This window comes from Mesorhizobium amorphae CCNWGS0123, assembly GCF_001686985.1.
In the GTDB taxonomy this organism is placed as follows: Bacteria; Pseudomonadota; Alphaproteobacteria; order Rhizobiales; family Rhizobiaceae; genus Mesorhizobium; species Mesorhizobium amorphae.
Genome location: NZ_CP015318.1, coordinates 3,252,691 through 3,278,929, shown reverse-complemented (window position 1 = coordinate 3,278,929; position 26,239 = coordinate 3,252,691). Strand labels below are relative to the sequence as shown.

Annotated in this window: 23 protein-coding genes; 4 read left to right on the top strand and 19 right to left on the bottom strand. The window is 64.9% G+C overall.

Annotated features, from left to right (window positions below; genetic code table 11):
* Nucleotides 1-886 precede the first annotated feature (886 nt).
* Nucleotides 887-1,036: a hypothetical protein gene (locus A6B35_RS36225; protein ID WP_006205676.1), complete on the bottom strand. Its 150-nt coding sequence runs from the start codon at nucleotides 1,034-1,036 to the stop codon at nucleotides 887-889.
* A gap of 1,235 nt (nucleotides 1,037-2,271) precedes the next feature.
* Here A6B35_RS36225 and A6B35_RS15305 point away from each other — a divergent pair.
* Entirely contained in the window at nucleotides 2,272-2,481 is a 210-nt protein-coding gene (locus tag A6B35_RS15305) for a hypothetical protein (protein ID WP_006205675.1), read from the top strand.
* 104 nt (nucleotides 2,482-2,585) lie between these two features.
* Here the strand turns inward: A6B35_RS15305 and A6B35_RS15300 are convergent, their stop codons facing one another.
* The 7 genes from A6B35_RS15300 to A6B35_RS15270 form a co-directional block, all read right to left on the bottom strand.
* Nucleotides 2,586-3,578 (bottom strand): Gfo/Idh/MocA family protein, encoded by a 993-nt coding sequence (locus A6B35_RS15300; protein ID WP_006205674.1) that lies wholly within the window; start codon nucleotides 3,576-3,578, stop codon nucleotides 2,586-2,588.
* A gap of 43 nt (nucleotides 3,579-3,621) precedes the next feature.
* Nucleotides 3,622-4,614 (bottom strand): ABC transporter permease, encoded by a 993-nt coding sequence (locus A6B35_RS15295; protein WP_006205673.1) that lies wholly within the window; start codon nucleotides 4,612-4,614, stop codon nucleotides 3,622-3,624.
* 32 nt (nucleotides 4,615-4,646) lie between these two features.
* Entirely contained in the window at nucleotides 4,647-6,536 is a 1,890-nt protein-coding gene (locus A6B35_RS15290) for a sugar ABC transporter ATP-binding protein (protein WP_006205672.1), read from the bottom strand.
* Nucleotides 6,537-6,596: 60 nt separating this feature from the next.
* Nucleotides 6,597-7,562 carry a substrate-binding domain-containing protein gene (locus A6B35_RS15285; RefSeq protein ID WP_006205671.1) on the bottom strand — a complete coding sequence of 322 codons (966 nt, stop codon included), beginning with the start codon at nucleotides 7,560-7,562 and terminating at the stop codon, nucleotides 6,597-6,599.
* Nucleotides 7,563-7,678: 116 nt separating this feature from the next.
* Entirely contained in the window at nucleotides 7,679-8,602 is a 924-nt protein-coding gene (locus A6B35_RS15280; protein WP_006205670.1) for a dihydrodipicolinate synthase family protein, read from the bottom strand.
* Complete coding sequence (locus A6B35_RS15275; protein ID WP_006205669.1) at nucleotides 8,599-9,522, bottom strand: amidohydrolase family protein; 924 nt, start codon at nucleotides 9,520-9,522, stop codon at nucleotides 8,599-8,601. The genes A6B35_RS15280 and A6B35_RS15275 overlap by 4 nt, the downstream gene beginning before the upstream one ends.
* Nucleotides 9,519-11,222 (bottom strand): IlvD/Edd family dehydratase, encoded by a 1,704-nt coding sequence (locus A6B35_RS15270; protein WP_006205668.1) that lies wholly within the window; start codon nucleotides 11,220-11,222, stop codon nucleotides 9,519-9,521. The genes A6B35_RS15275 and A6B35_RS15270 overlap by 4 nt, the downstream gene beginning before the upstream one ends.
* 285 nt (nucleotides 11,223-11,507) lie before the next feature.
* Between A6B35_RS15270 and A6B35_RS15265 the strand changes: the two genes are divergently transcribed.
* On the top strand, nucleotides 11,508-12,176 hold the full coding sequence (locus tag A6B35_RS15265; protein ID WP_006205667.1) for a GntR family transcriptional regulator: 669 nt from the start codon (nucleotides 11,508-11,510) through the stop codon (nucleotides 12,174-12,176).
* Between the two features lie 38 nt (nucleotides 12,177-12,214).
* Here the strand turns inward: A6B35_RS15265 and A6B35_RS15260 are convergent, their stop codons facing one another.
* The 3 genes from A6B35_RS15260 to A6B35_RS15250 all read right to left on the bottom strand — a co-directional run bounded on the left by A6B35_RS15260 (nucleotide 12,215) and on the right by A6B35_RS15250 (nucleotide 15,824).
* The gene (locus A6B35_RS15260; protein ID WP_006205666.1) at nucleotides 12,215-13,276 is read right to left on the bottom strand and encodes a GSU2403 family nucleotidyltransferase fold protein; all 1,062 of its coding nucleotides are present in this window, start codon (nucleotides 13,274-13,276) and stop codon (nucleotides 12,215-12,217) included.
* Between the two features lie 184 nt (nucleotides 13,277-13,460).
* On the bottom strand, nucleotides 13,461-14,615 hold the full coding sequence (locus A6B35_RS15255) for a M20 aminoacylase family protein (RefSeq protein ID WP_040583863.1): 1,155 nt from the start codon (nucleotides 14,613-14,615) through the stop codon (nucleotides 13,461-13,463).
* Between the two features lie 12 nt (nucleotides 14,616-14,627).
* The gene (locus A6B35_RS15250) at nucleotides 14,628-15,824 is read right to left on the bottom strand and encodes a diaminopropionate ammonia-lyase (RefSeq protein ID WP_006205663.1); all 1,197 of its coding nucleotides are present in this window, start codon (nucleotides 15,822-15,824) and stop codon (nucleotides 14,628-14,630) included.
* Nucleotides 15,825-15,924: 100 nt separating this feature from the next.
* On the opposite strand from A6B35_RS15250, the gene A6B35_RS15245 reads away from it, so the two are divergent.
* Nucleotides 15,925-16,398 carry an Lrp/AsnC family transcriptional regulator gene (locus A6B35_RS15245; protein WP_040583862.1) on the top strand — a complete coding sequence of 158 codons (474 nt, stop codon included), beginning with the start codon at nucleotides 15,925-15,927 and terminating at the stop codon, nucleotides 16,396-16,398.
* Here the strand turns inward: A6B35_RS15245 and A6B35_RS15240 are convergent, their stop codons facing one another.
* The 6 genes from A6B35_RS15240 to A6B35_RS15215 form a co-directional block, all read right to left on the bottom strand.
* Nucleotides 16,399-17,382, bottom strand: coding sequence for a branched-chain amino acid ABC transporter permease (locus A6B35_RS15240; RefSeq protein WP_006205661.1), 984 nt, complete (start codon nucleotides 17,380-17,382; stop codon nucleotides 16,399-16,401). It lies immediately after the preceding gene.
* Between the two features lies 1 nt (nucleotide 17,383).
* Nucleotides 17,384-18,271 carry a branched-chain amino acid ABC transporter permease gene (locus A6B35_RS15235; RefSeq protein ID WP_006205660.1) on the bottom strand — a complete coding sequence of 296 codons (888 nt, stop codon included), beginning with the start codon at nucleotides 18,269-18,271 and terminating at the stop codon, nucleotides 17,384-17,386.
* Nucleotides 18,272-18,278: 7 nt separating this feature from the next.
* Nucleotides 18,279-18,983: an ABC transporter ATP-binding protein gene (locus A6B35_RS15230; RefSeq protein ID WP_006205659.1), complete on the bottom strand. Its 705-nt coding sequence runs from the start codon at nucleotides 18,981-18,983 to the stop codon at nucleotides 18,279-18,281.
* Nucleotides 18,976-19,776, bottom strand: coding sequence for an ABC transporter ATP-binding protein (locus tag A6B35_RS15225; protein ID WP_006205658.1), 801 nt, complete (start codon nucleotides 19,774-19,776; stop codon nucleotides 18,976-18,978). Before A6B35_RS15225 ends, A6B35_RS15230 begins: the two co-directional genes overlap by 8 nt.
* Entirely contained in the window at nucleotides 19,773-20,981 is a 1,209-nt protein-coding gene (locus tag A6B35_RS15220) for an ABC transporter substrate-binding protein (RefSeq protein WP_006205657.1), read from the bottom strand. Before A6B35_RS15220 ends, A6B35_RS15225 begins: the two co-directional genes overlap by 4 nt.
* Nucleotides 20,982-21,285: 304 nt before the next feature.
* Nucleotides 21,286-22,497, bottom strand: a complete 1,212-nt coding sequence (locus A6B35_RS15215) for a cytochrome-c peroxidase (RefSeq protein WP_341872639.1) — start codon at nucleotides 22,495-22,497, stop codon at nucleotides 21,286-21,288.
* Between the two features lie 269 nt (nucleotides 22,498-22,766).
* On the opposite strand from A6B35_RS15215, the gene A6B35_RS15210 reads away from it, so the two are divergent.
* On the top strand, nucleotides 22,767-24,305 hold the full coding sequence (locus A6B35_RS15210) for an acid phosphatase (RefSeq protein WP_006205655.1): 1,539 nt from the start codon (nucleotides 22,767-22,769) through the stop codon (nucleotides 24,303-24,305).
* Nucleotides 24,306-24,350: 45 nt separating this feature from the next.
* Here A6B35_RS15210 and A6B35_RS15205 read toward each other — a convergent pair whose 3' ends face one another.
* Both A6B35_RS15205 and A6B35_RS15200 read right to left on the bottom strand, forming a co-directional pair.
* Nucleotides 24,351-24,950: a YdeI/OmpD-associated family protein gene (locus A6B35_RS15205; protein WP_006205654.1), complete on the bottom strand. Its 600-nt coding sequence runs from the start codon at nucleotides 24,948-24,950 to the stop codon at nucleotides 24,351-24,353.
* Between the two features lie 274 nt (nucleotides 24,951-25,224).
* Nucleotides 25,225-26,127, bottom strand: a complete 903-nt coding sequence (locus tag A6B35_RS15200) for a S1C family serine protease (protein ID WP_006205652.1) — start codon at nucleotides 26,125-26,127, stop codon at nucleotides 25,225-25,227.
* Between the last annotated feature and the right edge of the window lie 112 nt (nucleotides 26,128-26,239).

Below are 26,239 nucleotides of genomic sequence, written 5' to 3'. Positions count from 1 at the left end.
ATCGCGATGGGGCGTGATGGGTTAGCGCTGCCCAGCGGTAGAGGTTAACAAACGGCCGGTGCAGTTGGGACTGAAGTCAGTTGCCTACAGGGCCGGCAAGGACGCGCGCTGGCGGCGGCACGGATATTGCGACCTTCTTTTCTCCGCGTCGAACCTCGCTGACCCGAATTGTCTATCCGCGCTAGCTCAAGCGGCCGATTTGGGGGCGATCCACATCGGCTACTATCGATCTGTCGCTTGACGCTGGGGTCAATTGGGTGGGCACGTACGTCAGGCCGGGTGTGCGGTTGGGGTTACGGAAATCGCAACGTCTTGAAGGTCCGTCCCCGGCCGCACTCCTTGAGACACCGGCCCCAGCATTGGCCGGTGTAAGAGGACTGACAGGACGTTCAAAACGGCTCCCTGTCATTCGTTCTTTCATTGCTCAGTCGCCTATTTGGTTGTGCTGCCACTGCACCCTGCGAAGGCAGCTCAAGGCAGCGGGGACCTACCCCTAGCCCCCACCCGGTCCCCGCTGCTCCTTCTCGATCGCGCAATCCCGGCCTAGACATTAGCGATGGGTAATGGTTCTGTCCGGTTGCATTTCACCGCTGGTGACGTGCAACAGGTGGCAACCTGGCCCGCGTCTCCCCGTACAAGGAGAGACGCGGGTTTCCGCCCTCTCCATCGCGCAATCAACCGTGATTTGTCTGACCGCCGAATAAGGAGCAATCTCTTTCGGGGCTCCGGCTTTCGAGGCCGCCGGGGGGCGCGGCCCGGCCTGCAAATCCTGTGGCAACCCAACGAAGCAGACCGGGCCATCAGGCCTCAGCCTACCGGCCCTGTCCCGCGCCATTGAATGAAAGCTGCATCCTTCCCGCTAGTGCCCGCGCTCTGAACCTGCGCTTCAGCACTGTAGGACTGCTCGCCGTTCCTGCTTCATCGCCTTGCGGCGCTCGATCTCTTTCCATGCTTCATGCTCGGAACGGCCAGATGCAGTGCCGACTTCGGGATCGAACACGATGATTGTTCCGGCATTGGTCCAGATAGCGATCATGCGTTCTCCGGCACTTTGGCCGAAACGCGCGCTGGCGAGGCTTGAGGCTCGGCGACCGAGCCGCCCAGCGGCCGGGAGGGCTCGTGGGCTCGAATCGGCCGCCGGGCCTGACCAGCAACGGTTCGCCGGCTGAAATGATTGTAGTCCGGCCGTGCATTACCGCTCACTTGGCAAAACGGCTGTGTTTCGGTTCTCCCAACCATCCAATCGGATGAGCCTAGGCGCTTCTGTCGGTCTCGCTGCTGCCAACGCAGTATCGATATCGAAAGGAACCGGCGGAACATGCTCTCGAGCTTGGGTCGGCAAGTGATCGAGCGCTGGAAAGACAGCTGGCTTGCCGGACATGGTTGTCTTCCCAGGTACACTCCGCTCAAAGGAATGAAATGGCCGGTGCGGTCGGGCGCTCGTTGCTAGATCTATCGCACCGCACCGGCCATTTGCGGGATAGGAAGAAGCCCCCCGCGCGGATCAATTTATAGATATATTAGAAACAGCTCAATTAAGACTGAATGCCCTGGTTCACTCGGCCTAAAGCGCCGATGGCAATAGAGAAAAGCCCGGTGCAAAACCGGGCTTCCTTTGTCGCTTCCGCTCGAAACAGGCCGGCGACATCTCGGCGGAGGACGTGGTTATTTTTTCCTCGTACCACCACCGGGAGGGCCGAGGTGGATCTGATCCGTGTCCCCCAGCCGTGGCCGGGGGGCAATGTCGGCGGCTACAAAGCCGAAGGCTTAAGGTGGAAGGAGAAAAGACGCAGCGATTGTTCAGCGGATTCTGCGTCCCACGAACAACTGAATCGGCTAGCTACGACCAGCGGCCCGGCGTCCGGGGCGCGGCGGCTGGGGTCGACCGCCGGGCCTAACCAGCAAACGGGGTAGGTTCGCCGGCTGGCGATTTACAGGCCGGCCATGCATCGGGGCTACTTGGCAAAACGGCGGTGTTTGGTTCCTCTGTGGCGTCAAATCGGATGAGCCCAGAGGCGCATCCGTGAGGTACGCCTCGGCACGACGCCGGCTGCCGATCGGACAGCCAACAAGGATCGACAAACCGGCGCTCTGTGTACGCCCCTCCGCTTCGTTTAGTTTATCGGTGCGTTTTCGAGCGCACAATTCAGCCAAAATGATAGGGGCGCCGTATCTTAGGCTGAAGAATTTGCAGTTCCCTGCCGGACTTTGGGTCTCTACGATCATCGCGCCATTCGCCAGCCCACCCGAGCTAAGAGATGGAGATGTCCTATGGAAGCAGCCGAATTGCGGGCGATTAGCGACACTCTCATCCGGATAGTGACGCCGCAGATGACTCCCAAGCAATTGATCAAAGCGGCACGCAAGGTGCATCCACACGCCTCGAAGAAGAATATCGTTCGGGCCGCGTTCTTCTTGATCATTTCCCATGCTGATCAAGACGTCGGCAAATCAAAGAAATTGTGGTGGCAACGGCGATGATCGGCAAGGGCGCCAAGATCGAACGCCTTGCCTGAGAAGGCCCGACGCGCCGATGCGCAGGCAGGTGCCCGCCGCCGCGGGAACAGCAACAGGCACCTCCCGGCTCAGCTCGGGCGCCGCCAGCGATAGGCTTCGTCGACGAGGCGCAGCGTGCCGAGATTGTCGGTGGGGCTGTTTTCGAGGATGCGGCCCGCCGCCAGACCGTCGATAAAGCAGGCGATCGTGTCGCGATAGGAGGCGGCGTAGTTCGCCGCCAGATCGACCGTCGCCGATTCAGGTCTTTCGCCGTCGAGCGTCAGGCGGTCGCGCTCGAGCAGGATACGGCCGCGTTCGCAAAAGACCTCCAGCCGGTCGAAGACCTCGCCGGGATAGCCGCGTGCATGGAGATTGCCTTGCAGGGTGACCGGTGTTCCATCGCTGGCGACCATCGACAGCAGCGCGTGATCGTCGCCGATCACCGCATCGCTCAGCCGGCCGACGGCGGCGGAGCGCTGGCTAAGCTCGCCGAACAGAAAGCGCAGCGTGTCGATGTGGTGGATCAGGATTTCCTTGACCAGCATCTCGCCGAGCGCAGCCAGCATCGGCTGGCGCCGCAGCGCCGGAAGCTGGCCATCGGCGTCCGGCACCAGGCCGCTGCTCAGCACGCTCATCTGTGCCTGCAGCGGACGGCCGATACCGGCCGCGTCCAGCCAGTGCCTGATCTGCCGGTAATGCGGCCGGAAGCGCCAGTTCTCATGCACCATGAACGGGACGCGGCCGCCGACCTCGGCGACCAGCGCTTCCGCTTCGGCAAAGCTCGGCGCCAACGGCTTCTGGCAGAGGATGGCCAGCCCGGCCTGCGCCGCCAGCCGGACATGGCCGGCATGGGATTCGCGCGGCGAAGCGATATCGACAGCGTCGAGCTTTTCGGCCGCCAGCATGTCGGCGGCGTCGGCGTGGATGCCGGCAATGCCGTACTCGGCCGCGCGGGTGTTGCGCGCCTCGGCCGACGGGTCGGCGATCGCAACCACGATGGCCCTGTCGGCAAGGCGCAGCCAGGCATCGAGGTGGTGGCGCGTCACCCAGCCGGCGCCGATCATGCCAATGCGCAGGGTCATGCCGGCTCCTGGCGGATGCAGGCGGCGCTGGACGACACTGACGTCATCGGGCGCCCCGGCGGCTCACCAGCCTTTCCACCAGCACGGCGGCGATGATGATGGCGCCGATCGCCGAGCCCTGCCAGAAGGGCGAGACGCCCATCAGATTGAGGCCGTTGCGGATCATCACCATGATGAAGACGCCGATCAGCGTGCCGATGATCGAGCCGCGGCCGCCGAACAGGCTGGCACCGCCGATGACGACGGCGGCAATGGCATCGAGCTCGAGCAGATTGCCGGCCAGCGGATCGACCGACAGGATCTTGCCGGCGAGGAGCAGCGCCGAGACCGCCGACAGCGCGCCGGAGACGACATAGGGCAGGATGGCGTAGCCGACGACATTGAGGCCGGCGGTTCTGGCGGCTTCGGCATTGGAGCCGATCGCATAGATGGTGCGGCCGCCCTTGGTGTAGCCGAGATAGAGATAGGCCAGCAGGTAGAGCACGAGCAGGACGAAGACGTTCATCGGGATGAAGGCGACCTTGGTGTAGACGAAGTCGCTCAGCGATTCCGGGATGTTCGAGATCGAGATGCCGCCGGAGAAAATGTAGCAGAGGCTGCGGCCGATCGACATCATGCCGAGCGTGACGACGAAGGCGGCGAGGCCGAAATAGCTGATCAGCACGCCGGAGACGAGACCGATCAAGCCGCCGGCGACGATCGCCACCAGCGCGCCGACAGGCAGGCCGAGTTCTGGCACGACGAGGCCGAAGATGATGCCGGTGAGCCCCGCCACCGCACCGACGGACAGATCGATGCCGCCGGTGAGGATGACGAAGGTCATGCCGATGGCGACGATGCCGACGACCACCGACTGGTCGAGCAGGTTCAGCACATTGATGGTGGTGAGGAAATAGGGCGAGGCGAACGATAGCGTCACCGCGATCAGGATGGCGAGCAGCAGCATCCTGACTTCCAGCCGAGCGGTCAGCCATTTGAGCGCCTGGCGTGGCGGTGGCGACGCATAGGCGGTGCCGATCGTTTCATTCGCGGCCATTGCGGGGCGTTCCTTGTCAGTCATCAGCGGCATCAGTCATGGGCGGCGTAGTGGGCCTGGATGACGGCAGCCAGTTGGCCGGCGTCGGGCGGCTCAGTGTCATGCGGCAGGACAAGGCCGGCCGCGCCCATGGCATGGCCGCGTGAGCCCGCGACATCGACGATCAAGGTGTTCAGGCTGCCGTCAGCCTCGCTGACGAATTGCGACTTCGCGGCACCGAGTGCCGCCGGAATCCGCGTTTCTGCAAAATCCACCGCAGCGCCGTCGCCGAAGCCGGGCGCGGCACGTTGATCGGCGACTGCGACCTTCAGGCAAAACAGCTTCTCGTCCTCGATCAGCCCCCAGAAGGCGGCGCCGCGATAGGTGGCGGCGAGATCGCGCAGGAAGCGGACATTGCGCTCCATCGAGGTGCGGGGTGCTGCCAGCAGCGTCAGCTTCTCCTCGTCGAGCACCGCGCTCGGCATGTCGGCGATCGACATGCCGTCGCTGATGACGACGACGCGCTCGCAGATGCCGAGCAACTCGTCGAAGTCGGACGAGACGATGAGCACCGCGACGCCACGGTCGGCGATGGCGCGCAGCATGGCGTAGATCGAGGAGCGCGTGCCGATGTCGACGCCCTTGGTCGGCTCGTCGAGCAGGATCACGTCGGGGTCGAGCATCAGCCAGCGGGCGATGATGATCTTCTGCTGCATGCCGCCGGAAAAGTTCAGCATGCTGGCGTCGAGCAGCCGGTCCGCCGGCAGGCCGAGCATGGCGAGCAATTCGCTCACCTTCTCGTCGCGCCGGCGATAGGCGAGACCAAAGCCGCGATGGGCGCCGAGATGGGCGAGGAGAAGGTTCTCCCTGACGCTCAGATCCGGCACGATGCTCTGGCGGCGGCGGTCCTCCGGCACGAAGCCGATGCCGGCGCGGATCGATTGCGCGGGCTTGCGCGGCGCAAACGGCTTGCCGTTGAGGCGCACCGCGCCGCCGTCGCGGCGCCTCAGGCCAAAGATCGCTTCCAGTGTCTCCGAACGTCCGGCGCCGACCAGGCCGCCGAGGCCGACGATCTCGCCGCGATGCAGGCTGAAGGAAACGTCGCGGACCAACGGTGCGCTTTTCAAATTCTCGACTTCGAGCACGACGGGCTTTTGCGTCTGTTCGCTCGGCGCCCGCTCCAGGTAGATCTGGCTGAGCTCCCTGCCGACCATGTGGCGGATCAGTTCGGTCTGGGTCAGCTTGGCGGTGGCGACATCGGCGGCGACGGTGCGGCCCTCCCGCAGCACCGTCACCTTGTCGGTGACGGCGAACACTTCCTCCAGCCGATGCGAGACGAAGGCCAGCGCCCTGCCCTCGTCGCGCAGCTTGACCATGATGTCGAACAGACGCTCGACCTCGCCGGGGCTTAGCGATGCCGTCGGTTCGTCGAAGATGATGAGGTCGGATTCAAGCGCCAGCGCCTTGGCGATCTCGACCAGCTGGCGCTGCGCGGCGGAAAGCGCGCGCACGTCGCCGTCGAGCGGCAACTGCGCGCGCTGGCCGAGGCGGGAGAGTATGTCCTCGGCTTTCCGGCGCATCTCGCCGAAGCGCGGCAGGCCAGGCCGGCCAAGCTCGGGGAGAAAGATGTTCTCGACCACCGACAGATCGGGGGCGAGACTGGTTTCCTGCATGACCAGCGAAATGCCGGCATCGATGGCGTCGCGGGCGCGGCGGATCGCAAACGGCTTGCCCCTGTAGGCGATGTCGCCGGCATCCGGGCGGATCTGGCCACAGATGACGCGCGACAGCGTCGACTTGCCGGCGCCGTTGGCGCCGAGCAGAGCGTGGATCTCGCCGCGCCGCAGCGTGATCGAGGCATCGGCGAGCGCACGGGTGCGGCCGAACGATTTCTCGACGCCGCTTGCCGTGAACAGGGTTTCTTTCGCTGCTGCCGCCTGCATCTTGCCTTCGCTGGAAAGCCGCGCCGGACCATCCGGCGCGGCGATTGGAACTTGCCGACGCTACTCGCCGAAGACGTTCTTCTTGGCTTCAGGAAGCAGCTCTTCGATGTTGGTGCTGGTGGCGATCATCACCGGCACCAGGACCTCCTTCGGCGGCGTCTTGCCGGCCAGGTGCTCGGCCAGCGACTTGGCCGCCGTCTCGCCCATCAGCCAGGGCTGCTGCATGCCGGCCGCCGTCAGTTCGCCGCTCTTCAGAAGATCGACGAATTCGGGAATGCCGTCAAAGGCGCCGACGATGATATCGCCGGAGCGATTGCTGGCCTTGATGGCGCGCAGCGCACCCATGGCCGGCGTATCGGCCTCGATGAACATCGCCTTCAGGTTCGGATTGCCGGTCAGCATGTCCTGCGCGAACTTGAAGGATTCGTCGGCCGTGTAGGCCTGCATCTGCTGCAGCGCGATCTCCTTGCCGTAGCCGCCTGCCTCCATCGCCGAGCGGAAGCCGTCGGTGCGCTTCTGGCCGTTGATGCGGGCGAGCGAGATGGTGATCATGCCGTAGGGCGCTTCCTTCATGCCCTTGGCTTTCGCCGCAGCGGCGACCGCCTCGCCGACACCCTTGGCGCCGGCCGTATTGTCGGAGGCGATGAAAGAGACATATTCGCCTTCGGTGGTGCCGATATCGCAGATGACGACCGGGATCTTGGCGGCGGCGGCGAGCTTCAGGACGCTCGGCGCGGTCGAGGAATCGGTCGGCGAGATGACGATGCCGGCGACGCCGCGGGTGATCGCGTCCTGCGCGTTGGTGAGCTGCTTCTGGGCGTTGTTCTGCGCCTCCAGCGCCTGGAAGCTGTAGCCGCCCTCCTTGGCGCCGGCCTCGACGCCCTTGGCCACGGTGCGCCAGAACGGCACGTCGAGCGCCGGTGCCAGGTAGACGATCTCCTTCGATTGCGCGAAGACGGGCGAAACGCTGATGGTCGTTGCTGCCGCCGCTGCCGCGGCGAGTGCGATGAATGTACGTCTTTTCATTTCCGTTCTCCTCCGTTGATGTTGTTCCTGCGATGCGCGCCCGAGGTCCGGCCGGCGCGCTGGATTTTCGAACTCCTCCGACGGACCTCCCTCTTCTTCTCCGTAGACTCCGTGTCTCAGCCGGCCGTGGCCGGCGCGTGCTGTGCGGCGAAATCGGTCTTGCCCAGCCGCGAAAACAGTTCTGCCCGCTCGGCAGGCGACAGGCGGCGCAGCGGCGGCATCAGCCGCTCCCAGCCGCCATCGCCGGTCATCGCGGCCAATGCCGCCTTGACGCTCGCCATCAGCGGGAAGCCGCCGAGCACGCCGCGAATGGCCATCGCCGAAGCCGCCGCCTGGCGGCCCTTCTCGCTGTCGGGATCCGACCAGGCGATCTGCGACAGCGCGCCGGTGACGTTGGTGGTGGCCGAGATGCAGCCGGCAAAGCGCGAGCTCTTCCATTCGGTCAGGCTGCCTTCGGAACTTGGAAAGACGTCGAAGCCGGGAAACTGCACAGCCAAAGAGCGCGAAAAGGCGATGTCGCCGGAAGAATCCTTGAGGCCGACGACGATGTCGGCATAGCGCTCGCGCAGCCGCGCGATGGCTTCGGCGACGAAGGGCACGCCGGTGTTCTGCGGGATATGGTAGAGGTAGATCTTCAGGCCGAACGGGCCGGCCTTGGCGATCACCTCGCCGACATGGTTGGCCAGGCTCTCGGCATCGATGCCCTTGTAGTAGAAGGGCGGCAGAAGCAGCGCACCCGCGAAACCGAGCTCCCGCGCGGCCCTGGTCAGCGCCACCGCGTCGGCCAGCGCCGAGGCGCCGGTGCCGACCATCATGCGCTGCAGCGGAACGCCTGATTGCGCCACCGCGCGCATCGCGGCGATGCGCTGCTCGACCGAGAACGAGGTCGCCTCGCCGGTGGTGCCGAGAAGGTTGATGCCGTCGCAGCCGCCATCTCCGAGCAGCCAGCGGCAATGACCGATCAGCCGGTCGGTGTCGATCGACAGGTCGGCATTGAGTGGCGTGGGCGTGGCGGCGATGACGCCTTTCAGGGTCTTCATGCTTTGGATCCGGAAGCTTTGGTTGAATCTGGCTCGCCGTCGGCAAAGAACAGGCGGCGCGGCGTGTCGACGAGCACCTGCCGGCGCAATTCCTCCCAGGGCAGCCAATCCCAGACGAGGTCGAGAATGGCGCCATCGTCGGGCACCGCCTCGAAGCATTCGGTGTGCGGCCAGTCGAGCGCCCAGATCAGCGAGGCCGGTGCGCGGTCGACGAGGCGTTCGACGAAAGGCTTGAGCGCGGTGTAGCGATCCGGGGCGACTCGATAGGGCGCCGACATCTTGACGATGCATTTGCCGGCGGCCGCCAGTGCGACCAGTTCGCCAAAGGCGCGGCCGTCGGGACCGCGCGCCAGGTCGGGAAAGCCGAAATGGTCGATGATGACCGGCACGTCCGCAGCGACGACGACGCTGCCCAGATCGGAAAAATCCTCGATGTCGACCTGCAGCTGGATGTGCCAGCCAAACGGCTTGATGCGCTCAGCGACAGCAGAGAAATCCTTCATCGTCAGGCCGGCCGGATTGCGCGGATTGATGCGCAGGCCGCGCACGCCGAGCCGGTGCGCCCAGGCGAACAGGGTTTCGGGCGCCTTGGGCGAGATCACCGCCACGCCGCGCAGCCTCTTGGGCATGGTTTCCAGCGCTTCGAACAGCACGCTGTTGTCGAAGCCGTAGACGCTCGGGTGCACCAGCACGGCGCGCTCGATGCCATAGGCGTCCATGACCCGGCGGTAGTCGATAATGGTGACCGGCGAAGGCGTGTAGCCGCGGCCAGGGTCGAGCGGGAAGCGCGCGACCGGCCCGAAGACATGGGCGTGCGTGTCGCAGGTTCCCGGCGGCAGGCGGTTGGCGACGCGCCGGACCGGCGCATCGGGTGGCAGGCAGAGCCGTGGTTCCGTCCCTGGCAGAGGATGCGCATTCATTGCGCTGCCTCCTCGATATCGTCTGCCGCCGCCGGCGTGGCGGTCAGGAAGTCGAAGTCGCAACCCTGGTCGGCCTGCAGGACGTGGTCGTGGTAGAGCTGGGCATAGCCGCGTTCGGGCCGCTCGACGGCGGGCCTTGCTGCGGCGGCGCGCCTGGCCAGTTCCGCGTCGTCGATGAGAACGTCGATGCGCCGCCCGGCGACATCCAGTCTGATCCGGTCGCCGTTGCGCACCAAAGCGAGCGGACCACCCGCGGCGGCTTCCGGCGATACATGCAGGATGACGGTGCCGAAGGCGGTGCCGCTCATGCGCGCATCCGAGAGGCGGACCATGTCCTTGACGCCTTCGGCGGCGAGCTTCTTCGGGATCGGGATGTAGCCGGCCTCCGGCATGCCGGGCGCGCCCTTCGGCCCGGCATTGCGCAGCACCAGCACATCGTCGGCGGCGACGTCGAGATCGGGGTCGTCGATGCGCTCGGCAAGGTCGGCGACCGATTCGAAGACCACGGCACGGCCGGTATGCTGCATCAGCGCCGGCGAGGCCGCCGAATGCTTGATGACGGCGCCGCGCGGGCAGAGATTGCCCGACAGCACGGCCATGGCGCCTTGCGCTTTCAGCGGCTGGCCGAGCGGCCGGATGACATGCTGGTCATGCATGTGCTCGCGCTTCATCACGCGGTCGGCCAGCGTGCCGCCGCCGATGACGGGCACCGTGAGATCGAGGAAGCCGGTGAGTTCGGCGAGCAGGCGCGGGACGCCGCCCGCCTCGTGGAAATGCTCCATGTAGTGCTCGCCCGACGGCTTCAGGTCGACCAGCACCGGCACCTCGCGGCCGATCCTGTCGAATTCGGCGAGATCGATCGCGTGCCCTGCCCGGCCCGCAATCGCCGCCAGATGGATGATGCCGTTGGTCGAGCCGCCGATCGCCTGCATGACGACCATGGCGTTGCGCAATGCCGCCGGGGTGACGAGCTCGCTCGGAAACGGCCTGCCGCTGACGGCAAGCGCGGCGGCGACCCGGCCCGACGCCTCCGCCGAACGGACCCGCTCGGCCAGCGGCGCCGGAATCGAGGCCGCATAGGGGACAGTGAGGCCGATGGTCTCGGCGATGATGGCCATGGTGCTGGCGGTGCCCATCACCATGCAGGTGCCGACGGAAGGCGCCAGCCGGCCGTTGACCAGCTCGATCTCGGCAGCGTCGATCTCGCCGGCGCGATGGCCCGACCACAGCCGGCGGCAATCGGTGCAGGCGCCGAGCGTCTCGCCCTTGTGATGGCCGACCACCATCGGCCCGACCGGAACCACGACCGTCGGCAGGTCGGCGCTGATCGCACCCATGATCTGCGCCGGCAAGGTCTTGTCGCAACCACCGACGACGACGACAGCATCCATCGGCTGGGCGCGGATCATCTCCTCGGTGTCCATCGCCATCAGATTGCGCAACACCATCGAGGTCGGGTGGGCGAAGGATTCGTGGATCGAGATGGTCGGGAACACCATCGGCAGCGCGCCCGACAGCATGACGCCGCGCTTGACCGCCTCGATCAGCTGCGGGGCGTTGCCATGGCAGGGATTGTAGTCGCTGGTGGTGTTGACGATGCCGACGATCGGCCGGTCCAGCGCATCGTCGGAGTAACCGGCGGCCTTGATGAAGGCCTTGCGCAAGAACAGCGAAAAGGCGGCGTCGCCGTAGCTGGTCACTCCCTTTCTGAGGCCGCGATAGACCAATCGACACCTGTGGACTCAATTTGCGCTGACATCGGGACCGCGTCGCCGGAGCGAGGGCCACCGCTGACGTCGCACCATAGGCAAGCGGTTGAGATTGTCAATAATCCTTGCTTTCGATTTCTACCGGATACCCACAATCAGGCAAAGCTTCTTGCCTATGCGCATCATATTATCGATTATGTGAAGCCTTTGCTGCAAGTTGCGGGAAGGCTCGGTCTGCGGCTAGAGTGGCTCACAAGACGGCGCGAGGACGACACAATGCTCAACGTGGCAGACTATGGCGGCAAGGAAGCCGACGTCGTTAAGGCGCTGGAGGAAGACATCATCTTCGGCAAGCTGGCGCCCGGCACGCGGCTGGTCGAGGATGTGCTGCTCGCCCGCTTCCCGGTCTCGCGCCACACCATCCGCCAGGCGCTCTACCAGCTGGAAAAACTGGGCGTCGTCACCCGCGAACGCAACAAGGGCGCGATGGTCAGGCGGCTGTCGCCGGACGAGGTGCGGCAGATATACGAGGTCCGCGAGCTGTTGCAGCGCCAGGCGGCGCTGATGATCCCGCTGCCGGCGAGCGATGCCTTGATCGCCGAGCTGATGGAGATCCACCGTGTCTACAGCGCCCATGTCGACGCCCACTATCTGCGCGGCATCCATGAGGCCAATGACCGGTTCCACCTGACCATGTTCTCGGCCTGCGGCAACGACTACCTGGTGTCATCGATCGACCACTACATGCGGCTCAGCCTGCCGGTGCGGGCGAATTCGCTGGCCGACCGCGACAAGCTCGAAGTCTCGCGCCAGCACCACTGGTTCATGATCGAGGCGATGAAACGCAAGGACAATTGGGTGCTGGCCCAGCTCTGCGTCGACCATCTGCAGCCGAGCAAGGTCTTCTATCTGGAGGAGATCGAGAAGACGGGTGATGGGGCTTAGAGGGCGGCGCTCGCAAGCAGGGCAGCGCGACGCTGCCGCTACCAGTTGGGCTCGGTTGGCGAGTCTTCGGAAAGCCCGGGCGGATTGTCTAGCGGGAGCGTCGAAACGGCCGCCTCCCGAAGTGGCGCCGGGAACCCCCCGAGGTACTCGCTGTCCAGCGGAAGGCTCAAATACTGCTTGGCAATGAGGGCGGCGGTGATCGACTGCTCCCGATCGCGGGTCGCTTTCACCGCGGATCGGTCGGGCCGCCGGGCCAGCCAGGCCTTATGAAGTGCAAAGATGCGAGGGTCGATCGTCGGTATCTTTACAGGATAGCCGCGTTCGTCGATCGCTATAGCGTCCGTCTTCGGCGCGTTGATGAGCCATTGCAGCCCATCCATCGGCGCGCCCTCGAGATCCTCGGCAATCGAGGTGATCGATGTCGGCGCCTTGTCCTTGAGAACATTCCTTGCCTGCGGCCGAATGAGGTCGACCAGATAGCCATCCCGGTTTGTTGCCCTGAAGGCCCTGGGCTGAAGCGGTTTGAAGGATTTATCCACTTTCCGTAGGACACCGATCAACCCGGATTGCGTTATTTTTTCCTCGGTGACGAAGCTTATACGACGGCGTGAATCCAGGAGCAGGTCGATATCACCGGTTGCAACGAGGTCGCTCGATATCTGGACGCCTGCCAATGCCTCGTAAGCGAACAGGGCATTCGTGCCGACGACGAACAGCTGCCTTCCCAGCAGATTCGTCTCGGCGCAACGCCTCAGTATCCTCGCCGCGATAGCCGGCATCCGTCCCAATCCCATGGCCACATTGACCTTGGCCAGGCTGTCCAAACGATCCGACAGCCCGGCCAGCAGATCCTTGTTCCGCGCCCTGCCCTCGGAGAAGGCGGCGAATGCCTTTTCCGTCTGTTCGCTTCTTGGGCCAAGCGAGGTTTCGGCCTGCCTTATCTTCCGCAGGAGGTAGTCGGCGCCGTTGCGCTCGACCCAGCGCATGCTGCCCACGAAGCGTCGCTGATGCTCATCCTCGGCACCCAGCCAGGCCTCATAAACCTGCTGCGTGTCTATGAATTGCCGCCTTTGCTCGCCTACCAGGTCCTTAAGGGGCATTTTTCCACTCTTTGGCCCATCTCATAATATGATAGTGGAAAATTGTTATTTTTCAATATGTTGTGCAAATTTTCCACCATAGCGATCAAATTCTATCCATAGAGTGGAAAATTCCATAAAACCAATATGTTAAAATTGAATCAATGGCAAGACTGCGGCAAGGTCAGAGCCCCTCGAGGGGCGATCACCCCGGCAGCCGCCGCCGCGCGATGGCGGCATGAAATCGGGCGCCGTGTAACAGGCCTTCATCATTGAAGTCGTAGGACGGATTGTGCAACGGGGCGCTATCTCCGTTGCCCAGAAATACAAAGCAGCCCGGCACATGCTCGAGGAAGCGGGCGAAATCTTCCGAGCCGGTCGTCGGCTCGGCCGCGACGCCGACGGCGTTGTCGGCCAGCACGCTCCTGGCGGCGGCGAAGGCCTCCTCGACCAGCGTGGCATCGTTGACCAGCGGCACGAATTCGCGCGTATAGGTGATTTCGGCCGAGACATTGTGCGCCTGTGCGGTCCCCTCGGCGATCCTGCGCATCTGCTTTTCGATCTCGGCGCTGACCTCGGGCCGGAAACTCCTGGCATCGCCGAGGATGCGGGCGAGGCCCGGCAACGCGTTGCGGGTGCCGTCGGTGATCAGCTCGGTGACCGAGACGACGCCGATATCGGCGGGGCTTAAGCGCCGCGAGACGATGGTCTGCAAAGCGATGACCAGCGCACAGGCCGCGACCAAGGTCTCGTTGCCCGCGTGCGGGCGGGCGGCATGGCCGCCGACGCCTTTCAGCATGATCTCGAAATTGTCCTCCGCCGACATGATCGGCCCGGCGCGGGTCTCGAAATGGCCGACCGGCAGGCCCGGCATGTTGTGCAGGCCAAAAATCTCCTCGAAGGGGAAGCGCTCGAGCAGGCCGTCGTTCAGCATGGCGAGCGCGCCCCTGCCCCATTCCTCGGCCGGCTGGAAGATGAAGCGCACCGTACCGTCGAAGCCGCCTTCGCCGGCCAGCAGCTTGGCAGCGCCGAGCAGCATCGACGTGTGGCCGTCATGGCCGCAGGCGTGCATGGTGCCAAGCGTCTGCGAACGGTAGGTCATCGTGCCCTGCTCGGCGATGCGCAAGGCGTCCATGTCGGCGCGCAGCGCGATCGCCCGGTTGCCGCTGCCCCTGGTCAGCGTGCCGACGACGCCGGTGCCGCCGACGCCCTCTGCAACCTCCAGCCCGAACTCGCGCAGCTTCTGCGCAACGAAGGCCGAGGTGCGCTTCTCCTCGAAGCCGAATTCGGGATGGGCGTGCAATTCATGCCGCCACGCCGTCATGTCGCGGTGAAGGTTTTCCTGATCGAGTTCGGCCATGGTCATCCGCCTTCACGCAGTCTGCAGCAGGACATCTTCCGGCGCCATGCCGACCAGCTCGGCATAGCGGCCGGGATCGGTGGCGCCCTCGGTGTTGATGACCAGCACGCGGGAATATGCATCGAGGCCGAGTGCTGCCCGTGTATCCGGCGACGCCGCGGCGCGGACCAGACCGACGAGCCCGGCGCCGCCGCTCTCGCCGGAGACGATGGCCGGATCATCGCCCGCCGGTCGCGCCAGCCGGTTCATCACCGCCACTGCATCCTCTTCCTCGACGGTCATGAAGGCATCGCCGACCCTGGACAGGATCCGCCAGGCAACCGGCGAGGCCTCGTAGCACTCGAGCATCGCCATCACGGTCGGCTCCTCATGCGGGATTTTCACCGGACGCCCGGCTTCAGCCGTCGCGAAGATGCAGGCGGCACGCGCGGGCTCGACCACCGTCACCATCGGCCTGTCCTCGCCGAGCACAATCGCCAGATGACCGGCGATCGCCGCCGCGAAGCCGCCGACGCCGGCCTGCAAGAAGACATGGGTGGGTGGCTTGGGCAGGTGCCGCAGCGCCTCGCGCACGATCACCGTGTAGCCCTGCATGACCAGGCCGGGAATGCGCTCATAGCCCGGCCAGGACGTATCCGAGACGACGGTCCAGCCGCGCGCGGCGGCGACCTCGGCGGCTTGCCGCACCGAATGGTCATAGCCACCGTCGACCCGCACTATCTCGGCGCCGAAGCGGGCGATGGCGGCGACGCGCTCGTCGCTGACGCCGGAGTGGACGAAGACCACCGAACGCGCTCCCACCAGGCCGGCGCCCTGCGCCACCGAGCGGCCGTGATTGCCGTCGGTGGCGCAGACGAAGGTCATGCCGGCGGCAATGGCTCGCACGTCGGACTCATCCAGTTCCGTGACATCGACGGTCCGGCCGAGCCGTTTTGAAGCCTCCTCCAGCACCAGCCGGATGACGGCATAGGAGCCACCCAGCGCCTTGAAGCTGCCGAGCCCGAGCCGCAAACCTTCATCCTTCAAGTGCAGCGAGCCGACGCCAAGTTCGGCCGCCAGCGCCGGCAGGGCATGCAGCGGCGTCTCGGCATGGTTCTGGCGATGGCTGAGAAAGCGCTCGGCCTCGTCGACCCCGGCAAGGCCGAGCGCAGAGGCGTCGGCCGCCACCAGCGGCTGGCGATGTTCAGGACGGCGGTTGAGCAGGATCATGGTCTTTTCCCCTTGAACGCTGAAATCTATTGCAAGGCGGATGAGAATTGCGCTCTGTTTCGACCATCTGATTGCAAGTTTGTTTCGTCTGGATGTCGCCATGCCCGCTCCGCAAAGCCTCGACAGCTTCGACCGCGCCATCCTCGCCATCCTGCAGAAGGACAACACAACGCCGCAGCGGGCCATCGGCGAAGCCGTCAATTTGTCGGCGCCGGCCGTGCAAAGGCGCATCAAGCGCATGGAGGAGACCGGCATCATCCGCGCCAATGTCGCGCTGGTCGACCCGGCCAAGGTCGGCCATCCGATCACGCTGTTCGTCGAGGTGGAGGTGGAGAGCGAACGGGCCGAGCTGATCGACGCCGCCAAGCGCGGCTTCATCGCCCTGCCCGAGGTGCAGCAATGCTACTATGTGACGGGAGATGCCGACTTCATCCTCGTCGTCACCGTGGCGACGATGGCCGAGTACGAGGCGCTGACACGGCGGCTGTTCTTCGAGAACAACAACGTCAAACGCTTCCGCACCTTCGTCGCCATGGACCGGGTGAAGGTCGGCCTGGAGGTGCCGGTGGGGTGATCAGCCCTTGTCGCCGCCGTCTGCCGCCGGCCCCAGCCAGCGCGCGTAGATTTCGCCGACGATGCCGCGGCGGAAGATGAGCACGCAGACCATGAAGATCAGACCGGTGGCGATGGTCACCGGGAAGCCCGAGGTGGCCAAGGTGTTTTCCAGGCCGACGACGAGGCCGGCGCCGACGACCGGGCCGACCATGGTGCCGATGCCGCCGAGCAGGTTCATCAGGATCACCTCGCCCGACATCTGCCAGGTCACGTCGGTGAGCGTGGCGAACTGGAAGACGATTGCCTTGGTAGCACCGGCAAGCCCGGCAAGTGCCGCCGACATGACGAAGGCGGCGAGCTTGTAGCGGCCGACCGAATAGCCGAGCGAGATGGCACGGTTCTCGTTCTCGCGGATCGAGCGCAGGATCATGCCGAAGGGCGAATTGACGATGCGCCAGATGGCGAACACGCCGATCAGGAAGATGGCGAGCACGACATAGTACATGTTCATCGTGACGTTCAGGTCGAGGATGCCGAACAGAATGCCGCGCGGCACGCCCTGGATGCCGTCCTCGCCTTCGGTGAACGGTGCCTGGACGCAGAAGAAATAGAACATCTGCGCCAGCGCCAGCGTGATCATGGCGAAATAGATGCCTTGCCGGCGGATGGCGAGGAAGCCCATCACCAGCCCGAGCAGTGCTGCGCCGCCCATGCCGAGCAGGATGCCTGCCTCGGGCGGCCAGCCCCATGCCTTGACGGCATAGGCGCAGAAATAGGCGGCACCGCCGAAGAAGGTGGCGTGGCCGAAGGACAGCAGGCCCGTGTAGCCGAGCAGCAGATTGAAGGCGCAGGCAAACAGCGCGAAGCACAACATCTTCATGACGAAGATCGGGTAGATGAAGAACGGCGCGGCAATCAGCGCCGCTATGCCAAGCGCCACCAGGCCCCATTCCAGCCGCACGGAGGCAGCGGTGCCTCTTTCCTGAAGGGTCAGTTCGCTCATATCAGGCATCCCTTCCGAACAAGCCGGCCGGCCGCAGCAGAAGCACGATCGCCATGATGACGAAGACGACGAGGTTCGACGCCTCGGGATAGAAAACCTTGGTCAAGCCCTCGGCAAGGCCGAGCATGTAGCCGGTGACGATGGCCCCCAGGATCGAGCCCATGCCGCCGATCACGACGACGGCGAAGACGACGATGATGAGATCCGACCCCATCAGCGGGCTGACCTGGTAGACGGGTGCGGCCAGGATGCCGGCAAGCCCCGCAAGGGCGGCGCCCAGCCCGTAGGTGAGCGTCAGGAGCAGCGGCACGTTGACGCCGAAGGCCTGGACCAGCTCGGGATTCTCGGTCGCGGCGCGCAGATAGGAGCCAAGCCTGGTCTTCTCGATCAAAAGCCAGGTGCCGATGCAGACGACAAGCGAGGCCAGCACCACCCAGCCGCGATAATTGGGCAGGAACATGAAGCCGAGATTGGTGCCGCCGGCAAGCAGCGCCGGCACGGCATAGGGATTTCCCGAGACGCCGTAATAGAAGCGGAAGACGCCTTCGATGACCAGCGCCATGCCGAAGGTGAAGAGCAGGCCGTAGAGCGGATCGATCCTATAGAGCCGCGACAGCGCCGCGCGCTCGACCACCATGCCGAACAGGCCGACGGCTAAAGGCACCAGGACGAGCGCCGGCCAGTAGCCGATGCCGACATGGACGAGCAGCAAGTAGCCGATGAAGGCGCCAAGCATATAGAGCGCGCCATGGGCGAAATTGATGATGCGCAGCAGGCCGAAGATGACGGCCAGCCCGAGGCTGAGCATGGCGTAGAAGGAGCCGTTGATCAGCCCGACCAGCAACTGCCCGAGCAAGGCCTGGATGGGGATGCCGAAGATCATCGTCATGGCGCCATCATACTCCCAGCACTTCGTGCAGCAGTTCAGTGTGCGCGCCGAGTTCGCCGACCGGGAACCCTTCCAGCACCTTGCCGTGCTCCATCAGGTAGAAGCGGTCGGCGATGCGGGCGGCGAAGCGGAAATTCTGCTCGACGAGCAGGATCGTCATGCCGCGCTTCTTCAAGGTCGCCAGCAATTCGCCGATGCGCTGGACGATGACCGGCGCCAGGCCTTCGGTCGGTTCGTCGAGCAGCAGCATCTGCACGCCGGTCCTGAGGATGCGGGCAATCGCCAGCATCTGCTGTTCGCCGCCGGAGAGTTTTGTGCCCGGGCTGTTGCGGCGTTCCCTGAGATTGGGGAAGAGATCGAAGATTTCCTCGACGCTCATGCCGCCCTTGGCCACCACCGGCGGCAGGATCAGGTTCTCGTCGACCGTCAGCGTGGCGAAGATGCCGCGCTCCTCGGGAACGAAGCCGATGCCCTGACGGGCGACGCGGTGCAGCGGCAGGCCGATCAGGTCCGTGCCGTTGAACGTGACGTTGCCGGTGCGCTTGCGGACCAGCCCCATGATGGCACGCAGCGTGGTGGTCTTGCCGACGCCGTTGCGGCCAAGCAAAGTCACGGTCTCGCCGCGAAAGACATCGAGGTTCACGCCATGCAGCGCATGGCCTTCGCCGTACCAGGCGTGGAGATCGCGCACGGCAAGCAGCGGCTCACTCATGCTCCGTCCCCATATAGGCGATCCTGACGCGCTCGTCCTGGCTTACGGTCGCGTAGTCGCCGGCGGCGAGCACCTGCCCGCGCTGCATGACGGTGATCCAGTCGCAAAGATCGGCGACGACGGTCAGATTGTGCTCGACCATCAGCACGGCCCGGTCGCGAGCCAGCGAACGGATGATTTGCGAGATCGTGCCGACATCCTCGTGCCCCATGCCGGCCATCGGCTCGTCGAGCAGCAGCACTTTCGGATCGAGCGCCAGCGTGGTGGCGATTTCGAGCACGCGCTTCCTGCCATAGGACAGATCGCCGGCGAGCCGGTTCGCAGCGTCGTCGAGGCCGACGATGCCGAGAAGTTCGCGTGCCCGTGGCGTCAATTCGTCGAGTACCGACAGCGAGCGCCAGAACTGGAAGCCCAGCCCGCTCGGCCGCTGCAGCGCGACGCGCACATTGTCGAGGACGCTCAGATGCGGAAAGATCGCCGATATCTGGAACGACCGGACCAGGCCCATGCGCGCAACCTTTGCCGGCGAGGTCCGGCTGATGTCGGTGCCGAGCAGCTCGATCCTGCCGCTGGTCGGCTGCAGGAATTTGGTCAACAGATTGAAGATCGTGGTCTTGCCGGCGCCGTTCGGCCCGATAAGCGCGTGGATCTTGCCGTGATGAACGTCGAGATCGACATTGTTGACCGCGACGAAGCCGGCGAAGTCGCGCCGAAGGCCGCGGGCGGAAAGCACCACCCGGGGCACGTCCTGATCACCGTCCGGCCGGACGGTCGCGGCGGTTGCGCTCGTCACTTGGTGACGAGCGGGCAGCCGCTTTCCTCGGCCTTCATGAAGGCCTTGTCGCCCGGAATGGTCGCAAGATAGGTGTAGTAGTCCCAGTCCTTCTTGCTCTCTTCGGGCTTCTTGACCTGATAGAGATACATGTCGTGCACCATGGAGCCGTCGGCCTGCACCTTGCCGTTGGCGGTGAAGACGTCGTCGACCGGCATTTCATGCAATAGCTTGGCCACGGCCTCGGTCTCGTCGGTGCCGGCCTTGTCGATGGCCTTGAGGTACTGCGTCACCGCCGAGTAGGTGCCGGCCTGGATCATGTTGGGCATCCGGTTGGTGCGCTTGAAGAAGCGGTCGGCGAAATCGCGGCTCTTGTCATCACGGTCCCAGTAATAGCCCTCGGTGAGCACGACGCCCTGCGCCGCCTGCAGGCCGAGCCCGTGCACTTCGGCCAGCGTGAACAGCAGCGCCGCCAGCCGCTGGCCGCCTGCGACGATGCCGAACTCGGCCGCCTGCTTGATCGAGTTGGAGGTGTCGAGGCCTGCATTGGCGAGCCCGATGACCTTGGCGCCGGAGGACTGCGCCTGCAGCAGGAAGGACGAATAGTCGGTGGAGCCCAGCGGATAACGCACCTCGCCCTGCACTTTGCCGCCGCTGGCTTTAACCAGCTTGGCGGTCTGCTCCTCGAGAGAATAGCCGAAGGCGTAGTCGACGGTGATGAAATACCAGCTGTCGCCGCCTTGCTGCACCAGCGCTCCGCCGGTGCCGACGGCTTGCGAATGGGTGTCGTAGGCCCAGTGGAAACCATAGGGCGAGCACTGCTTGCCGGTAAGATCGGTCGAAGCGGCGCCGGTCACGATGTCGATCTTCTTCTTTTCCTTGGAAAGCCCCTGGACGGCGAGCGCCACCGAGGACGTGGTCAGTTCCATGATGGCATCGACTTGCTCGGTGTCGTACCACTGGCGCGCTATGTTGGAGGCGATGTCGGGCTTGTTCTGGTGATCGGCGCTGATGATTTCGATCGGCGCGCCCTGGACCTTGCCGCCAAAATCCTCGACCGCCATCTTGGCGGCCTCGACCGACCATTTGCCACCGAAATCGGCATAGACGCCCGACTGGTCGTTAAGGATGCCGATTTTGACCTTGCCGTCGGAGATTTCTCCCGCTGCCGCAGGCATGGCGGTCGCCGCAAGCAACGCGACCGAGACGAGATAGGATGCTTTCACTGGTATGTTCCTCCCTTGTGGCCAAGCACGCCAAACGCGCCGGCCTCACGATGGTTCAACTGTCCCGCCCGATTTTCATGAAATGACTGGCATGCGTCCCGCTTGCTGTTCCTCCGTCTTGCGGGATCATGCCGCTGCGTGCCTTGGGTGCACGGGTCGCGACCCTAGCATCCACCCCGAAGGTGCGAGAATGCTATTTTCGTAGCATGCCGCGCGTCACCACAACCGGCCGGTCACGACTGCGTGAAGCTGCTTGCTGGCCTGCCGGCCCTCAAGCGCCGACGCCGGTGACAGTCCCGGCCGCTCACTGCACCGGCGGCGCGCCGGCCTGCTGGTCGGCGTCGGTCAGCGTCTGCAGGAAGGCGACGATGTCGTCGATCTCGGGATCGGTCAGCGCCGGCCTGCCGCCGGGCTTCTTGCCGAAGGGCGGATCCTTGTTGAGGTTGGCCCAATAGGTTTTGGGCAGGTCGTCATTCTGGCGGACCGTGCCGTCGGCATTCTTGGGGTACCAGCGGCCGGGATCGGTGTCGCGCGTGGCGTAGAAGGCGACGGCGTCGCGCAGCGAATGGAAGTAGCCGTTGTGGAAAAAACTCTGCTTCAGCGCCACGTTGCGCAGCGTCGGCGTGCGGAACAGGCCGCAATACTGCGCCCTGCCCTTGAGATCGGTCCTCAGCGGACCGCACAGGCCGAGATCGAAATAGGCCGCATCGGCATTGGCTTGAATGGCTGGATTGCGCGGCACGCCGATGCCGAGGAAGCCGAAATCGGTGAATTGCGGCGGCTCGCCGTCATTGGCGGGTTCGCTCAGGTGACAGCTGGCGCAATTGCCCTTGGCTTCGTCCTCGAACAGCGCGCGGCCACGCAGTTCCTGCGCCGAGAGTGTCGCCTTGCCGGCGAGGAAGCGATCGTAGCGGCTGGAATAGGGATAGAAATCGGCAGCACTCTGCTCGAAGGTGCCGAGCGCCTCGACGGCGGCGTCGAAGGCGCTGTCCGGATCGTCGAACACCTTGTCGCCGAAGACCATCTTGAGCTCGCCGGCATAGGGCGCCCTACGCAGTCTGGCCACGACATCGCCGGCATCCTTGTTGGCCATCTCGAAGGGCGACAGCAGCGGGATCCGCGCCTGGTCGCTGCCGTGGTCCGCACGGCCGTCCCAGGTCAGGCCGCCGGTCGGCCCGTTGTCGACGCTTTCATCGCCCTCGTCGTCGGAATCGTAGAAATGCTCGGTGAAGGCCGGCACCGCCTGCAGATAGCGAAGCGACGGCACGGCGCGCACCCCGGGCCGGTCCATGCCCGGCCCGCCCACTTCGACCGCCGCCGCCGATGCCGGGCCGAAGGCATGGTGCGGATCGTGGCAGGACGAGCAGGCCTGCAGGCCGGAGGCCGATAGCGAGCGATCGAAGAACATTTTGCGGCCAAGCCCGGTCAGCGCGGCCGCCCTGGCATAGGCCTCGGCGCGTGACATCGGACCGGGATGGACGCCATCCGGCCCGGCAAGGGCCGTTTTCGCAGGCATGGCGAGCCCCAGCATCGATGCCACGGCGATTGCGATCGTCAGGCGTTTGCGTCGTGCCGCAATCATAGGGTTCAGTCCGGTTCTGCTCGGGAAATAGGTAGCCACTGCAACGGATTGATGACCGGTTCCCTGCCTCACGAAACCGTGTTCGCCAGGATGGAAAATGTCACAAAGGTGACAAGGCAGAGAAGTTAGCTCCATCCCTGCTGGTTCGTCGCCCCCGCGCCAGGCATTGCTCCTCCAGCCAACCCAGCCACGAGGTACTCCCCATGACGAGGCTCAAGCTCCTCAATTCGCTTTTTCTGGCCGGCTCAGCCCTGGCTTCACTTGCCACGGCGGCCCGCGCCGCACCCGCCGGCCTCGACAAGATCGACACCGTCGTCGTCATCTATGCCGAGAACCGCAGCTTCGATAATCTCTATGGCGGCTTTCCCGGCGCCAACGGCCTGTCGAACCTGACGGCGGACCAGGCGCGCCAGCTCGACCGCGACGGCAAGCCGCTCTCGGAACTGCCGCCCGCCTGGAGCGGCCTGACCGCCAAAGGCGTGACACCGCCGGTGACCGAGGCGCAGTCGGCGCATCTGGCCAATGCCAGTTTCGCCATCGATGATGCCAAAGGCTTCAACGAGAAGACCAATGTCATCACCCGCGATCTCTGGCACCGCTTCTACCAGGAGCAGATGCAGATCGACGCTGGCCGCAACGACAAGTTCGTCGCCTGGGCGGATTCGGGTGGTCTCGTCATGGGCCACTATGACGGCTCGGAGCTGCCTATGTGGGCGGTGGCGAAGAAATACGTGCTGGCCGACAATTTCTTCCAGGGCGCCTTCGGCGGCTCCTTCCTCAACCATATCATGCTCGCCTGCGCCTGCGCGCCGGTCTATCCCCATGCCGACACCAGCCCGGTCAAGGGTCAGATCGCGGTCGTCGACGCCGACGGCAAGACGCTGAAGGTTGCCGACAACTCGCCGCCCTCGGCGCTCGGCGGCGCACCGAAATTCGTCAATGACGGCGCCATCACGCCCGACTTCTACGCCGTCAATACCATGCAGCCCCCCTATCAGCCGAGCGCCAACAAGCCGGCCGAAGGCGGCGACAAGGCCCTGGCCGACCCGGCCCAGCCGACCACGCTGCCGCCGCAGCACGAAATCACCATCGGCGATCTCCTGTCGCTGAAGGGCGTCTCCTGGGCCTGGTATTCCGGCGCCTGGCAGGCCGCCCTCGACGGCAAGAACGCCACGCCGGTGCCGAACTTCCAGTTCCACCACCAGCCCTACAATTATTTCGCCGCCTATGCGCCGGGCACGGCCGCGCGCTTCGAGCATCTGAAGGATGGCGGCATGGACGGCGTGGCGTTCATCAAGGACATCGACGACGGCAAGCTGCCTGCCGTGACCTTCTACAAGCCGCAGGGCAATCTCAACGAGCATGGCGGCTATGCCGATGTCGCCAGCGGCGACCAGCATCTCGCCGATCTTGTCTCCCACCTCGAGAAGAGCCCGCAATGGGGCCATATGCTGGTCGTCGTCACCTATGACGAGAATGGCGGCTTCTGGGACCATGTCGCGCCGCCCAAGGCCGACCGCTGGGGGCCGGGCAACCGCATTCCGGCGATGATCATCTCGCCCTATGCGAAGATGGGAACCGTCGACCACACGCAATATGACACGACGTCGATCCTGCGCTTCATCACCGCGCGCTACGACTTGCCGGTGCTTCCCGGCATCGTCGCCCGCGACAAGGCGCTGCGCAACAATGATCAGCCGCCGATGGGCGACCTGACGGCGGCACTCGATCTCGGCCGGTAGCGCCTCATTCCAATTGCGGGCGGTCTCGATCGAGGCCGCCCGCGATTATTTCTTGCCCTGCGGATGGATCGTCTCGCCGCGCTTCAGCATCTCGACGAAGGTCTCGATCTTCTTCCTGCGGCCGGCTTCGGTCTTCATGTTGTGGGTGCGGAAGGCGAGCGCGAAGCGGTTCTGGGCGCTGAGCCTGGCCAGCATTTCTTTCGCCTTGGGCTCGGCATCTATGGCGGCCTGCAGGTCGTCGGGGATTTTCATCTCCTTGCCGCTGCCATAGGCGCGGTCCCAGCGACCGTCGGCCCTGGCCGCCTCGACCTCTTTCAGCCCATGTTCGGTCATGCGGCCCTCCGCTATCAGGCGGGCGACATTGTCGACATTGATTTGGCTCCAGATGCTCCTTTTGCCGCGCGGCGTGTAGCGCTGCAGATAACTCATGTCGTCGAGGCTCTTGCGTACGGCGTCGATCCAGCCAAAGCACAGCACGACGTCGATGGCCTGCTTGGGTGTGATCGACGGCAGGCCGGAACCCACCTTGTGGACCTTGATCCAGACTTCCGTCTCGGTGGCGTGATGCTTGCCGAGCCAGGCGTAGAAGCTCTCCGGATCCGGGAATTCGTGCACCTTGGCGGGATCGACCTTGACGGGGGGCATCGCGGTTTCTCCTTGCGCGGCGCCGAAACCGCCGATCTCCCCCCTCGTGGGGGAGATGGCCGGCAGGCCAGAGGGGGGTGCTGTCCCGCCAGCTTGCCGGTGAGTTGCAGCCGCCTTCGTTCGTGATTCTTGGGTAGAAAATAAACAGAATGCCGCGATCCTTCGCGCCCACCTCTGCCCTGCCGGGCGTTCGTCGTTCAGAAAGCCAAGCAATTGGCCTTCCGTCCGCTTCGCGGACCACTCCTCAACCCCCACAAGGGGGAGATTGGCGTTTTCACTGCAAATGCGGCTTCTTCAGAAAGCTGTTGCGATCCGCCGACTTCACCCGCAGCCAGGTTTCACGACCGTCGCGCACCACCCTGAGCGGGATCTCGGCGCCGGCCGGGCTTTCCCAGAGCTTGCGGTAGAAGTCGGCGAGACCATCCACTTCGCCGTCGCGCACGTCCGAGATAATGTCGCCCTGGCGCAGGCCGGCCTTGGCGGCGGGGCCGCCTTCGGCGACGCTCATCACCATGACGACGCCGTTGCTCTCGGCCGAGAAGGCGCCGAGCCACGGGCGCGGCGGCTTGGCCACCTGGCCGCGCGTCAAGAGGTCGTCGAGGATCGGCGGCAGGAGGTCGATCGGCACGATCATGTTGATGTCGGCGACCTCGCCGGCGCGGCTCATCTGCAGGCGCAGCGATCCGACGCCAAGCAGCCTGCCATCCTCGTCGAACAGTGCCGCCCCGCCCCAGGACGGATGGGCCGGCGCGATGAAGATCGCCTCGTCCAGCAGATATTCCCAATAACCGGCGAATTCCTGCTTGGTGACGATATGCGCATTGACCTGCTGGCCGATGCCGTCGGCGAGCACGACGGCGTCGCCGGCCTTGGCCCTGTTGGCGTCGCCGAGCGCCACCGCCGGCAGGCCGAGCGGCGACAGCGCCTGCACCAGGCCGAAGCCGGATTCCTGGTCGTAGGCGAGTGCATGGGCGGGGACGACGCGGCCATCCTGGTCGGTCAGCCAGACTTCCTCGGCCTCGGTGATCAGATAACCGATGGTCAGCACCAGCCCGTCGTCACGGATGACGACGCCGCTGCCTTCGCGGCGGGTGCCCAGCGCGTCGGCGGTGAAGGCGTCGTCGGGGATCGTGGCGCGGACGGCCACGACGGAGCGCGAAATGGTATCGATGTTCATCCGTTCATCCTGGCTAGGTCGGTCTTTTCCATAGGTATGGCGGATTGAGTGAGGTGCAAGGGTTGGCGCCCTCCTTCCCGCGAGGGGAAAGGGAGTCGGCGTCGGATCGATA